Consider the following 12309-nt stretch of genomic DNA (forward strand, 5'->3'; position numbering starts at 1 on the left):
ATGAATATGTCCAATTTCGCCAGCCGAATTTTGGTTGTTGACGATGAAGAACGGATTCGCCGTTTGCTCAAAATGTATTTGGAAAAGGAAGGCTACGTCATTGATGAAGCGGAAGATGGAGAATCTGCGCTGCAAATGGCTACGGCTACGGACTATGCGCTTATTTTGCTCGACGTTATGCTACCGGGCATTGACGGCGTGGAAATGTGCTCCCGTCTTCGTCAAGTGAAAGCGACGCCTGTCATTATGCTGACGGCGAAAGGCGAGGAAATGAACCGGGTGCAAGGATTTGAAGTTGGTGCTGACGATTATGTTGTTAAGCCATTCAGCCCGCGCGAAGTCATTTATCGGGTGAAGGCGATTTTGCGCCGCTCCTCGGCTACTGCTTTTCTGACGAAGGAAGTCAATTCCAGCAACAATATCGTATTCCCGCATTTGGTCATTGAGCATGATGCCCACCGCGTAACAGCGGCAGGCCAGGAAGTGAGCTTGACGCCAAAGGAATATGAGCTCTTGCACTATTTGGCTGTTTCTCCGGATAAAGTGTTTTCCCGTGAGGAATTGCTTAAGGATGTATGGAACTATGAGTTTTTCGGTGATCTCCGAACCGTTGATACGCATGTCAAGCGTCTGCGCGAGAAGCTGAACAAGGTGTCGGGCGACGCAGCTGCCATGATTACGACGGTATGGGGCGTCGGCTACAAGCTTGAGGTGCCAAAGTAATGAACTGGAGGAAGTACTCTCCTTTTCTACTGTGGCATAGCGTCGTTGGCAAGCTGTGGGTGACGATTATTTTGCTCGTGGCCGTCGTGCTGCTGACGCTTGGCGTATTTCTTATTCCGTATATCGGATATTTATTTGAAAATGATGCCAGCCATGAAGTGATGCTGCTGTTCGTCATCGTTGCAATTATCGGTTTTCTGATGTCGACCTTCTTTGCCTTTTTTCTATCGCGTAAAATTCAGCAGCCGCTGCTCGAGCTGAAGGAGGCTGCGGATTCGATATCGCAAGGAAATTATCAGATGCGGGTGAAAATTCGCTCAAATGATGAAATTGGCGAGCTGGCGAATACGTTCAATAATATGACTGAGCAGGTCGATAAGCTCATTCATGATCTTAATCATGAGAAGGAGCATTTGTCGAGCATCCTGCGCAGTATGGGTGACGGAGTTATTACGTTCGATGCTGAAGGCGAAATAATTTTGACAAATCCGCCGGGACATTTGCTTATAAACCGCTGGGCTGATCTGAATCAGGAGTGGGGCGATGCTTTTTACGATAGCACAAAGCCATACTCATCTGTTCCTGGGCCGCTGCTTGATATATTCGAGAAGGTCATGGACGAAGGCCGCGATGTTTCGAATAAAGTATACGTGCACAACAGCATGTGGTCTGTCGTCATGGCTCCGCTGCTGCTGGATGGCGTTGCCCGCGGAGCGGTCGCGGTCATTCGGAACGTGACGGAGGAACATAAGCTGGAGAAGCTGCGGCGTGACTTTGTGGCGAATGTTTCCCATGAGATTAGAACGCCTCTTTCAATGATGCAAGGCTACAGCGAAGCGCTGCTAGACGATATTGTGGCTTCCCCAGAGGAGCGCAAGGAGCTTGTGCAGGTCATTTATGATGAATCGCTGCGCATGGGCAGGCTGGTCAATGATTTTCTGGATATGGCGCGCATGGAAGCCGGGCATGTGGAGCTGAATTTGCGGCAGTTCGATTTGCAGCAAATAATCAGGCGTGTGCATCGCAAGTTCCAAGTATTTGCCAAGGAGCGGGAAGTCATGTTCAAGACCGAGCTGCCTGATATGCCGCTGCTGCTGCTAGGGGCGGATGAAGACCGGCTTGAACAGGTGCTGACGAATTTGCTCGATAATGCGCTGCGGCATACGCCGCTTGGCAAATCTGTGACGATTGCAGCAAGCCCAATGACGATTAACCATACCGATTATATCCAAATGCAAATTAAAGACGAGGGACAAGGCATTCCTAGCGAGGACTTGCCGTATATCTTCGAACGCTTTTACAAAGCAGATAAATCGCGAAAGCGCGGCACCTCTGTAGGAACAGGACTCGGCCTTGCGATCGTCAAAAACATCATCACCCAGCATAATGGACAAATAGAAGTAGACAGCATACTCGGCAAAGGGACGACCTTTACGCTGCTGCTGCCTGTCGAAACAAAGCATTAGCTGTCAAGGCGCTCCGATAGGAGCGCTATTTTTTGTTGAAAAGAAGCATTAAATCTTGTTGCTCGTGAAACATTTGAATAAATGGAATAGAGTTGTCACGGGGCCTGAGGCGCTCAATCTCGTCGATATCGGAGCATTGCTATACCCAAGCACGCTAAGACTTTTAAGGCTGTAGAAGCTGATCAGAAGGTGTATAGCAGCCTGTTGTCAGGTATAGGCATGGAATATAGGAGTAGGAGTAGAATAGTGCAGGGTATAGCAAGCCAGTGGCAAACAAAAACCCCAAAGCGGTCAACAACGACCACTCCGGGGTTTTTCGCATGGACAGAAGTCCGTATTAGATTTTGATTTCTTTTGCAGTGTTCAGCTCAGTCAAGTTCGTAAGCTGCTCAAGAACCTCTTTAGGCGTTCCTTTGTCAACACGCAATACCATAATCGCGGAGCCGCCCTCTAGCTGACGACCAACCTGCATCGTTGCAATATTCACGTCATTCGTTCCAAGCAACGTACCTACGCGGCCGATAATTCCAGGCTTATCGTTATGCGAGATCAGGATTAGATTGCCTTCTGGCGTAACATCGACAGGGAAATTGTCAATTTGAACGATACGCGGGCCATAGCCAGTAAGCAGCGTGCCGGCAACAGTGCGATCTTCCTTCTTCGTGCGCAGCGATACGGTTACGAGATTCGTAAAGTCTTTTGCAATATGCGATTTTTGAACGACGATGTTAACATCGCGCTCTTTCGCAAGATGCATCGAGTTGACGACATTCACTTGCTCCGTACCAAGGTGGTGGGACAGAATGCCTTTGACAACGTAGCGAGTCAGTGGCTGTGTATCTACTTCTGCAAGATCACCGGAGTAACCGACAACGATTTCCTGTACCGGACCGTCTGTCATTTGGGAAATGAAGCTGCCCAGCTTCTCTCCAAGAATGAAATACGGTTGAAGCTTGCTTTGCAGGCCAGCCGGAATTGGCGGCATGTTAACGGCATTGCTGAACGGCTCATCGCGCAAAATGTGCAGCACTTGCTCCGAAACGTCGATCGCAACGTTTTCTTGCGCTTCAACTGTCGATGCGCCAAGGTGAGGCGTTACGATGATTTTCGGATGCTTCAGGAACGGGTGGTCCTCAGCCGGAGGCTCAACTTCAAATACGTCGAATGCTGCTCCAGCGACGATACCTTGGTCAACCGCATCAACCAGAGCAATTTCATCAATGATGCCGCCGCGAGCGCAGTTTACGATGCGCATGCCAGGCTTCATAACAGCAAATTGGTCTTTGCCAATCATATGATGAGTTTCAGGTGTAAGCGGGGTGTGCACCGTCATAAAATCCGCGTTACGGACAATTTCGTCCACCGATGCAAGCTTGATGCCAAGCTTTTCTGCACGCTCTTCTGTCATAAACGGATCGTAGCCGAGAATGTCCATGCCGAAAGCTTTTGCACGTTTTGCAACTTCGCTGCCGATACGACCCATGCCAAGAACGCCAAGCACTTTGTTGCGAAGTTCTACGCCAAGGAAGGATTTGCGATCCCAAACGCCATTGACCGTTTTCATATAGGCTTGAGGAATATGGCGGGCTACAGCCATCATCATGGCAAAAGTGTGCTCGCTAGTTGTAATCGTATTGCCGTCAGGAGCGTTTATAACGATAATTCCGCGCTGCGTTGCAGCGTCCAGATCAATGTTGTCTACGCCAACGCCTGCGCGTCCAACGACTTTAAGAAGCTTGCCGGCTTCCATAATGCGTGCTGTTACACGCGTTTGGCTGCGAACGAGCAGAGCGTCGTATTCGCCAATAATGGCTACGAGCTCATCCTCGCTTAAACCTGGTTTTTTATCGACAATGATATCTTCCGCGTCTACAAGCTGTTGGATGCCCAGATCGCTGATGGGATCGGATACTAGCACTTTAAACATAAGTAGATTGCCCCCTAAAATTTTTGCGAATGTAAAAATCATTTCGTAAGCTACATCAGGTGTGATACTAAAATAAAAACCGCCCTTGCACACATGCGCATGCGAGGCGAGAGTTTCATATAGTCAAACGGCTCCTCGATTCATGTCGAATGACAGAAAGGATAGCCTTTATCATTTTAAAGCATTAACATGGACAATTGCAATCCTCAAACTTGATCAAATGTGAAATTTTTTGATATGATTCATGCATTGCCTGCTTAAATAGATAAAGGGGAGAGACGAGACATGAACAATTGGGAAGAGATCGAAGCGGATGTTTTTTTGCAGCTTTTGGAGAAAGGACATATAGAGGCAGGGCAAGTCATTGACGTTCGGGAGTCGTTTGAATGGGACTATTATCATCTGGAGCAATCTACGCTTATTCCGATGAATACGATTCCTCATCACTTGGGACAATTAGCGGATGACAAGCCGCTTTATATCGTATGCGCACATGGCGTACGCAGCGCTAATGTATGCGGATATTTAGAAAAGCAGGGCTATGGCAGCCTCCACAATGTAACCGGAGGAATGGCGGCCATAGCCCTGCTTCAAGGGTTTCAATACGACTAGCACAAGCAGTCTTTTAAGACGAGGTAGTAGTGAAGAAAGGCAGCAGCGGCAGCACTTCCTTGCTGTACATTTGCTCGAAGCCGCTGCTGTAGTCGCCGTTGCGCACGGCGGCTGTATTCATCAGCAGCTCAGCAATGGCAGCGATGGAGCGAATTTTCATTTTGCTCGCTTGCCCCGTCTTAATAAATTCATCGATCCGGATAACCAGATCCTGTGGATAGAAGTTCGTTAATTGCTTATGCGACAACAAATGGTCAGCCATCAATTTATTTTTTACAATAAGGGGCAGCTTATTCCATTTACTGATTTCCAAAATATTCGGGAACTTGTATTCGTTAGGAATGTCGCTGTTTACGGTAGCTGCCCATTTCATCATCGCGCTGTAATACGATTGCTGCGAGGAAAGGGATTGCTTCACAGCTGCCTGGTAAATGGAATCGTCATTAACGGCTGCGATGAGCTTCGCAGTATTGAGCGTCTTCGCTTTGTTCACCGCTCTGTTTGACGTTTGCTCAAACAATTCAAGGCTTTTAATAACGCTCGTCTGTGCTTCACCGAGCAGTGGCGATTGCTGCATATTGAAGGAAGCGACCTCGCCGGCTTTTTTCTTGGCTAGCTTGGACAAATCCTTAAACATGGCGTTGCCATCGGCTGAATCCTCCTGCTCCAGTTTTTTCAAAGCATTGAACCATTCGTTTTGGAATTCACGGTAGGGCAGAAATACAGTATGATAGTAGGAGACAAGATCTTGCTGCTGATACGGAGTCGACTTGGATTTAGCCTCACTGTTTAACTGTTTCATTTCGTAGCTGGTTTTAGTCTGCTCACTGCCGTACTGTACTCCGTAGAAAAATGCGCCGACTGCGCAAACCAGCATAAAAATAAAACCGATGCTGTAAAACATGGCGGAACGGGTTAGCTGCTTTTCCATAACAAAACTCCCTTTTATGTATGTATTCATTATTGCTCTCTTTTGCTGCCTGTGCGTACAGGTGAATTTACATCAAAAATACGAACCTCCAGGACGGGCGGGAAGTTATGAAAAAATTCGACATCCGTAAAATACGAGTGCGCAAGGTGACCGTTGACGAGCTTGACGATCGCATGCTGCTCATTAATTTGTACATGACGCAAGCACTTACTTTTATTATCGGCTTGATATGGGTTTTATTTCAGCGTCAAAACATAATTCATTTATTTCATTTTCCAAAAGAGCTTAATGTCTTGTGGTTTGGACTAGGTTTGGCGGCAGTTGTACTGCTAGTAGATTTGTCCATTTCCCGCTTTGTGCCTGATGAAGCAGCCGATGATGGCGGCGTAAATGACCGGATTTTCCGTGAACGCCCGATTTGGCATATTATCGTATTGTCGTTCGTTGTCTCGGTATGCGAGGAGCTGCTCTTCAGGGGCGCTTTGCAGCACGCTTTCGGGCCATATTGGACAAGCATCATCTTTGCAGCCATTCATGTCCGGTATTTAAAGCATTGGATTCCAACTGGACTTGTGTTTTCCATCAGTTACGGCTTAGGATGGATTTATATACAAACTGGCAGCTTATGGGCCCCAATTCTTGCACACTTTGCGATAGATATGATTATGGGCTTTATTATCAGATTCAGGAGGGAACCGAAAGGGCAATTATGAGCAGGGTACAAAAATTCGGGAAAGCCACGCGCAAAGGGCCGTCGCCCGAGAAAACGGAAGCTCCCCGAATCGATGAAGAGGGAAGGGAGATCCTTCCCCCAAGACGGAAAAAGTTCCCTTCGGGCGCTAGCAAAGTAACGAGATGGTATTATAATGTATTGTTTTTTCTCTTTTTGAGTTTGGTCGCAGGATTGTTCTGGTACGGATTGAAATATGCGAATTAAGCTGCCGGAGCACTTAGCTGCCCCAAGCTTCTAATTCGTGAGGTCCGTATCAATTGCAGCCGGATCGATGAAGCCATAGCCCTTGTCTTCAAGCTGCGTCAGCAGCTTGTCAAGCGCTTCAGCGGTCCAGGCCAGCTCATGCATTAAAATGTTGGCGCCTGGGTGAAGCTGTTCCAGCACACTCTCGACAACTTTGTCAGGATTTCCGGGAGATTTCTGTTCCCAGTCAAGCGAACCATTGGACCACGTCATGTACAGCATGCCGTGGTTTTTGACGATTTCTTTAACGCTATCGTTGCCGGAGCCATAAGGGGGCCGGAAAAACTTTGGCGCTTCGCCGGTCAGCTTCATGACGGTATCCTGAACATCAGCAACCTGCTGCTCCACTTTGGCGGCGGATTCTTTTTTCAAGTTGATGTGGTCCCAGGAGTGGTTGCCGATCGTCTGTCCGCGCTCATGAATGAGCGTCAGCAAATCAGGGTTCGCTTTAACTCGGTAGCCGTTCACGAAAAAGATCGCTTTAGCCTTATGCTTGCCGAGCGTATCGAGCAGGCTGGTCAGCACCTCCTTGTTGTGCGGGCCATCATCAAAGGTCAGCAGCACAACCTTATCGGTCGTTCCTTTGTCAAGCGGTTTGAAGCGGTATACGCTGTCCATTTTGTACAGCTTGGCAGCCGGTGCCTCGCTTGGCGACGGCGTTGCTTCTTCTGCAAGGGGCGAAGCCGTTGGCTCCTCTTGCTGAAGGACAGGAGAAGCGGCAGGCGACTGCTCGGCTGCTGGGCTTTCCTGTGCCAAAGCACCTTCCTGCGGCAGATTGCTGCCAGACGGGACGCTTTGCTGGCTGCAAGCCGCAGCAACTAATGCAGCTCCCAAAAGAACAGCGAGCGATGCGGTCATTCGTTTAAACATAATGAACCTCCATTTATGTTGTAGTTGTCAATGGGTATTATTGTAGCATAATCAATCATGCTGTGTTTTGGAGGCCGCGGGATTTCCTTTATTAAGCAGGATAAATAAGAGGAGGCAAGCCACACTAAAGGGTGAAATCGAATATTGAATGGGGATTTTTTAGGGCCCTAAATCAAGGAGGTTTTGTCCTACTATGAGGCTAAGAGGATTTCTTCTCGGAGGGCTTGCCGGGGCAGCCGCTGCTCTCTATGTTGCCCGCAAGCGTCCAGGTACAGCTGCACTTGCAGCTGGCGTGCTGGCGAGCGCTTGTTCAACGATTGGCCACAAGGCGATGTCCTTGTGGAATAACGATTGGACGAAAAAGGCTGTAAACAAGGGCCCAAAGCGTACAGACGATACCGCCGGAAAATTCGGAGACGGCTGGGTTCAGATTGAAGCAATGATGAACAGTGATCCAGAGCTGAAACAGCAAGCCGAGGAGATCATGGCGGAATCGTCGAACAAGACACATTAACCAACAGTTTCTGGAAGGAATCGTTTGAACGAGGCACTGAAAAAGTGCAGATTCGAACGATTCTTTTTGCCTATTTTAGGTGCAATCCGAGTTTGAACATGATAAAGTAGTTACATAGTTTGATTTGACCATTTTGGTCACATCTTCTTATAAATTTCATACGCTGTTACAACAGATGCTGCAGAGGAGGATCCTGTCATGAAGATCGAACGACTTAGTCAGGACAAGATAAAAATATTTCTGACGTTCGACGACCTGCTGGAACGAGGGATCCAGAAGGACGACATGTGGCGCGAAATTCCAAAGGTGCACGAACTATTCAGTGAAATGATGGATCAAGCATACAGTGAACTTGGATTCGATGCCAGCGGACCGTTAGCGGTCGAAGTGTTTGCCCTACCGGCCCAAGGTATGGTCGTGATTGTCACTCGCGGCAAAATGAACGGAAGCTCGGAAGAGAGAACGTCCGATGATGATGACGCAGATGACGAAATTTACGAAATGGAAGTGACGCTTGAGCAAAGCGATATCGTCATGTATTCCTTTCGGGATTTCGAGGATGTTATACAGGTTTGCAGACAGCTGCAAGCCGCTGCCCTGACAGAAGATGGGCGCCTGTATGCTTACAATAATAAATATATACTGGCGCTGGAACCGGCTTTGATTGAAACGTCCCGCCACAATGCCGTTATCGCCCTGCTGGCTGAATACGGCGAAGCCACATCGGTCACTTATGCGATGTTGGAGGAATACGGGAAAGTAATCATGCCTTCCGAGGCTGTGAAAGAAATATGCACTCATTTTTTCAACTAGGCAATGCTTAAGCGAAGAGGGCGCAATGAACGGAGCATCTGCAGGAGCTGTCAAGCCTGCTGATGCTCTTCTTCTTTTTATGTAATCGTACAAGCGCTGGCCTGCTCCAGAGTCAGGGAAACGGCAATGGCGCGAGGTGTTGTCAATATAATAAAAGGTATATCCGATGTGTCTATAGCGTTGTATAATGAAGAGGAACTGGACATCCCTGATTGGTTGGACAAGCAGGATTCGCTGGGCAATAGGACACGAAATCTTGGTCTATACTGAAAGGATGCAAAATAATGAGGGCTATTACAGGGATGATGTAGAAATAGATATGCGGCCTCCCGTTATTGAGGGTGGTTGCAGCAGGCACGGCATGGGGGGGTGAAGAACGGCGATGATGTGGATCTCTGTCTTGACAGCAGCGGTGGCACCAGGAATAGCACTGCTGACATATTTATATTTAAAGGATAAATACGATACGGAGCCTATTCATATGGTCGTCCGGATGTTCTTGCTGGGCGTGCTGATCGTGCTGCCGATTATGGTTGTGCAGCGCGGCTTGCAGCTTTGGTGGGGCGATAATCCAGTCGTCTTTTCATTTATTCAATCGGCTGGCGTAGAGGAATTTATAAAATGGTTCGTTCTTTATCATTTTATTTACAATCATACGGAGTTTGACGAACCTTACGACGGCATCGTGTACGCCGGCTCCATATCGCTAGGATTTGCGACGCTCGAAAATGTGATGTATGCCTTCCTGGCTCCCGCATCGTTCGGCTCGCTCGTTATGAGGGCGCTGCTTCCCGTATCGGGACATGCCCTCTTCGGCATTATGATGGGCTATTACGTAGGCAAAGCGAAGTTCGAGAGCAATGTCAAAAAACGCAGAAATTATATTATCGTATCGTTTCTGCTGCCGATAATGCTGCACGGCAGCTATGACTGGATTATGATCACGATGCGTTCCAGCTGGATCTGGTTCATCATTCCGTTCATGGCGGTGCTATGGGTCGTTGGCCTCCGAAAAATGCAGCGGGCCAACTCGCGATCGCCATTTCGTTTTTTGAAGCGCGATGAAGAGGTTAAATTGTAAAGCAGCCGTCCATACTGAAAGCTAGAGTACATTTTTAGGGTAAGCTGGAGGTAGGGATGGAAGCAGTCAGAGTGAAAGTGACCATTCGCTGCAATGTATGTGGCGAGAAGTTTGTTTTGCGGGGCAAGCGCGAAAGCAGCGGCGTAGATACTGGTTTCAAGCAGTGCATTTGCAACAACATCGACGATCTTGATATTGAAGAACATAGCTTTTAAACAAATTGAATGCATAAAGCTCCTTTCAGCAAACCAAACTAACACCAGGTTTGCACAAGAAAGGAGCTTTTTGTATGGTTTATAGACGGATAAGCGCGGTGCTGTTCCCAATTGCGGCTATTTTGCTTGTAGGTTCGCTCTATTGGGGCTATCAGGAGCATCAGGAGAAAAACGCTGTATTGATGAAGGCGGAAAATCAGTATCAACGGGCGTTCCATAATTTAACTTACCATGTGGATAAGCTGCATCAGCAGCTTGGCAATACGTTAGCCGTCAATTCCACCTCACAAGCGTATCACCGAAAAGGGCTCGTTAACGTATGGCGGCTAACAAGCGAGGCGCAGAACGAAATTAGCCAGCTGCCGCTTTCGATGCTTCCATTTGACAAGGCGGAGGAGTTTTTGTCGCGCATTTCCAATTTTGCCTATAAAACTTCCGTTCGCGATTTGACGAAGCAGCCGCTGTCTGAGGATGAATTCAAAACCCTCAAAACGCTGTACGCCAACTCCAAGGATATTTCAAAAGATTTGCAGGGCATGCAGGAAAAAGTGCTCTCGAATCATTTGCGCTGGATGGACGTTGAGCTGTCATTGGCTGCGAAGGAAGCCAAGGGCGATCAGACAATTGTCGACGGCTTCAAAGGTGTCGATAAGAAGGTAAGTAGCTATCCGGAAATTAACTGGGGTCCTTCGGTTTCAAGCATGTACGAGAAGCGCCCAATCAGCATGCTGAGCGGTAAAGCTGTTACGCCGGAAGAAATTAAGCAGCGCGCTGCCAAGTTTGCCGGCAAAAAAGGCGATGGCAAAGAAATTCGCGTTGCTGAAAATGGCAAAGGCACGGAATATGCTTCGTATTCCGCAGTGTTGTCCGAGCATAAGTCGGGCAATACGATCCATATGGATTTTTCGCAAAAGGGCGGCCAACTGATCGCTTATATGGATCCCCGTGAAATTGGAGAGAAGCAGCTGGACATTGAGCAGGCGCGGGCTGCGGCTGAAAAGTTTTTGAAAGAGCATGGCTTTGACGGCATGAAGGCGGTTAGCTATGACGCCTATGATAATGCAGGAACGTTCGGCTTTGTCGGCAACCAGGACGATGTGCTGATTTATCCAGACAAGCTGACGGTCAAGGTTGCGCTTGATAATGGAGATATAGCGGCGCTGCAAGCGAATGAATATGTGTTCGAGCATCATAAGCGGACGCTGCCGAAGGCAGGCATCTCCAAAGCAGACGCGCGCAAGGCGCTGAACCCGGATATGAAAGTGTCCAAAGAGCAGATGGCGCTGATCAAAAATGATGATGGCAATGAAGTGCTGTGCTATGAATATACGGGCCGGATCAATGATAGCGATTACCGCATTTACATTAATGCAGAAAGCGGCATGGAAGAATCGATTGAAGTGCTGTCTTCGCTTGACAAAGTGGCAAGTTCCGGTAAATAACCATATGGCTCCTCTCTATATGTCGTGTTATAATGACAGCATTATAGGGGGGAGCCAACTTGTTGCCGAAAATTAATCAAATGTTATTTTTCCAAATTGCTTCTTCTGATGAAGCAGAAGCTGCCATCGAGTACAAGGCGCGTATTGCCGAGGTGCTGGATGAAGGTTTTTTGATTGAGAACCCGATAAATAGCCAAAATGGCAGAATGAAAAGAATGTTTTTGGGAGACGAGCTTTCGGTCTATTTTGTATCGGAGGATGGAATCAAGCATTTCTTTAATTCCCACGTTCTTGGTTTCCGGGAAGACGTCGTCAAGCTGGTCAAAATTCGGAAGCCGGACCTTGATCAGATTACAAAGGTGCAGCGGCGCAATTTTCTGCGGGTAGCTGCCGAGCTTGAAATCGCAGTGAAAACGCCGGATCAGGTCCGCTTCGTGGCGCTTACAGATGATGTTGGGGGCGGCGGAATTTCGTTCATTTGCGATGGGAAATGGCCGATTTCCCAAGGTCAGGTGCTGGAGTGCTGGCTGCTTGTTCCTTATAAAAATGGGTCCATCGAGCATGCGTCATTCAATGCGGAAATCGTGCGGGTTGTAAAGCTTGAAACGGGGCGCAATCAGGTGATGATTAAATTTGCCGGCATTAATGATTCAGACCGTCAGCGGATTATTCGCTATTGCTTTGAGCGCCAGCTGGAATTCCGCAACCGCTGAATAGCTGGGCCGCCCTCTACGCATGC

At 48.2% G+C, this 12309-nt stretch carries 13 protein-coding genes; 10 read left to right on the forward strand and 3 right to left on the reverse strand.

Features of this window, described 5'->3' with window-relative positions; all coding sequences use genetic code 11:
- The first annotated feature begins 6 nt into the window (after nt 1-6).
- Nucleotides 7-723, forward strand: coding sequence for a response regulator transcription factor (locus AC6B99_RS22565; protein WP_046231997.1), 717 nt, complete (start codon nt 7-9; stop codon nt 721-723).
- Entirely contained in the window at nt 723-2189 is a 1467-nt protein-coding gene (locus AC6B99_RS22570) for an ATP-binding protein (RefSeq protein WP_496664284.1), read from the forward strand. The genes AC6B99_RS22565 and AC6B99_RS22570 overlap by 1 nt, the downstream gene beginning before the upstream one ends.
- Before the next feature lie 337 nt (nt 2190-2526).
- Here AC6B99_RS22570 and serA read toward each other — a convergent pair whose 3' ends face one another.
- On the reverse strand, nt 2527-4116 hold the full coding sequence (gene serA / locus AC6B99_RS22575) for a phosphoglycerate dehydrogenase (RefSeq protein ID WP_056028876.1): 1590 nt from the start codon (nt 4114-4116) through the stop codon (nt 2527-2529).
- A 285-nt stretch (nt 4117-4401) separates the two neighbouring features.
- Here serA and AC6B99_RS22580 point away from each other — a divergent pair, with 285 nt between their 5' ends.
- Entirely contained in the window at nt 4402-4728 is a 327-nt protein-coding gene (locus AC6B99_RS22580) for a rhodanese-like domain-containing protein (RefSeq protein ID WP_430156474.1), read from the forward strand.
- A 13-nt stretch (nt 4729-4741) separates the two neighbouring features.
- Here the strand turns inward: AC6B99_RS22580 and AC6B99_RS22585 are convergent, their stop codons facing one another.
- Nucleotides 4742-5659 (reverse strand): hypothetical protein, encoded by a 918-nt coding sequence (locus tag AC6B99_RS22585; protein ID WP_496664285.1) that lies wholly within the window; start codon nt 5657-5659, stop codon nt 4742-4744.
- Between the two features lie 107 nt (nt 5660-5766).
- Between AC6B99_RS22585 and AC6B99_RS22590 the strand changes: the two genes are divergently transcribed.
- Nucleotides 5767-6372 carry a CPBP family glutamic-type intramembrane protease gene (locus AC6B99_RS22590; RefSeq protein ID WP_494858711.1) on the forward strand — a complete coding sequence of 202 codons (606 nt, stop codon included), beginning with the start codon at nt 5767-5769 and terminating at the stop codon, nt 6370-6372.
- 254 nt (nt 6373-6626) lie between these two features.
- Here the strand turns inward: AC6B99_RS22590 and AC6B99_RS22595 are convergent, their stop codons facing one another.
- Entirely contained in the window at nt 6627-7505 is an 879-nt protein-coding gene (locus tag AC6B99_RS22595) for a polysaccharide deacetylase family protein (RefSeq protein WP_494880260.1), read from the reverse strand.
- Between the two features lie 193 nt (nt 7506-7698).
- Here AC6B99_RS22595 and AC6B99_RS22600 point away from each other — a divergent pair, with 193 nt between their 5' ends.
- The 6 genes from AC6B99_RS22600 (at nt 7699) to AC6B99_RS22625 (ending at nt 12283) form a co-directional block, all read left to right on the forward strand.
- On the forward strand, nt 7699-8019 hold the full coding sequence (locus tag AC6B99_RS22600; protein ID WP_056028864.1) for a hypothetical protein: 321 nt from the start codon (nt 7699-7701) through the stop codon (nt 8017-8019).
- Between the two features lie 198 nt (nt 8020-8217).
- The gene (locus AC6B99_RS22605) at nt 8218-8832 is read left to right on the forward strand and encodes a genetic competence negative regulator (RefSeq protein WP_046232007.1); all 615 of its coding nucleotides are present in this window, start codon (nt 8218-8220) and stop codon (nt 8830-8832) included.
- A gap of 382 nt (nt 8833-9214) precedes the next feature.
- Nucleotides 9215-9913: a glutamic-type intramembrane protease PrsW gene (gene prsW / locus AC6B99_RS22610; protein ID WP_496664286.1), complete on the forward strand. Its 699-nt coding sequence runs from the start codon at nt 9215-9217 to the stop codon at nt 9911-9913.
- Between the two features lie 56 nt (nt 9914-9969).
- Nucleotides 9970-10128, forward strand: coding sequence for a hypothetical protein (locus tag AC6B99_RS22615; protein WP_200931577.1), 159 nt, complete (start codon nt 9970-9972; stop codon nt 10126-10128).
- Nucleotides 10129-10202: 74 nt separating this feature from the next.
- Nucleotides 10203-11570, forward strand: coding sequence for a germination protein YpeB (gene ypeB / locus AC6B99_RS22620; RefSeq protein ID WP_056028860.1), 1368 nt, complete (start codon nt 10203-10205; stop codon nt 11568-11570).
- 59 nt (nt 11571-11629) lie between these two features.
- A complete protein-coding gene (locus tag AC6B99_RS22625) occupies nt 11630-12283 on the forward strand; it encodes a flagellar brake protein (protein ID WP_056028857.1) in 654 nt (217 codons plus the stop codon).
- Nucleotides 12284-12309: the final 26 nt, after the last annotated feature.

Source organism: Paenibacillus liaoningensis (assembly GCF_059609455.1).

Coding starts and splice junctions, on each gene's coding strand:
- AC6B99_RS22600 (WP_056028864.1), top strand. CDS start 7,699: ATGAGGCTAAGAGGATTTCTTCTCGGAGGGCTTGCCGGGGCAGCCGCT.
- ypeB (WP_056028860.1), top strand. CDS start 10,203: ATGGTTTATAGACGGATAAGCGCGGTGCTGTTCCCAATTGCGGCTATT.
- AC6B99_RS22615 (WP_200931577.1), top strand. CDS start 9,970: ATGGAAGCAGTCAGAGTGAAAGTGACCATTCGCTGCAATGTATGTGGC.
- AC6B99_RS22570 (WP_496664284.1), top strand. CDS start 723: ATGAACTGGAGGAAGTACTCTCCTTTTCTACTGTGGCATAGCGTCGTT.
- AC6B99_RS22565 (WP_046231997.1), top strand. CDS start 7: ATGTCCAATTTCGCCAGCCGAATTTTGGTTGTTGACGATGAAGAACGG.
- AC6B99_RS22580 (WP_430156474.1), top strand. CDS start 4,402: ATGAACAATTGGGAAGAGATCGAAGCGGATGTTTTTTTGCAGCTTTTG.
- serA (WP_056028876.1), bottom strand. CDS start 4,116: ATGTTTAAAGTGCTAGTATCCGATCCCATCAGCGATCTGGGCATCCAA.
- prsW (WP_496664286.1), top strand. CDS start 9,215: ATGATGTGGATCTCTGTCTTGACAGCAGCGGTGGCACCAGGAATAGCA.
- AC6B99_RS22595 (WP_494880260.1), bottom strand. CDS start 7,505: ATGTTTAAACGAATGACCGCATCGCTCGCTGTTCTTTTGGGAGCTGCA.
- AC6B99_RS22590 (WP_494858711.1), top strand. CDS start 5,767: ATGAAAAAATTCGACATCCGTAAAATACGAGTGCGCAAGGTGACCGTT.
- AC6B99_RS22605 (WP_046232007.1), top strand. CDS start 8,218: ATGAAGATCGAACGACTTAGTCAGGACAAGATAAAAATATTTCTGACG.
- AC6B99_RS22585 (WP_496664285.1), bottom strand. CDS start 5,659: ATGGAAAAGCAGCTAACCCGTTCCGCCATGTTTTACAGCATCGGTTTT.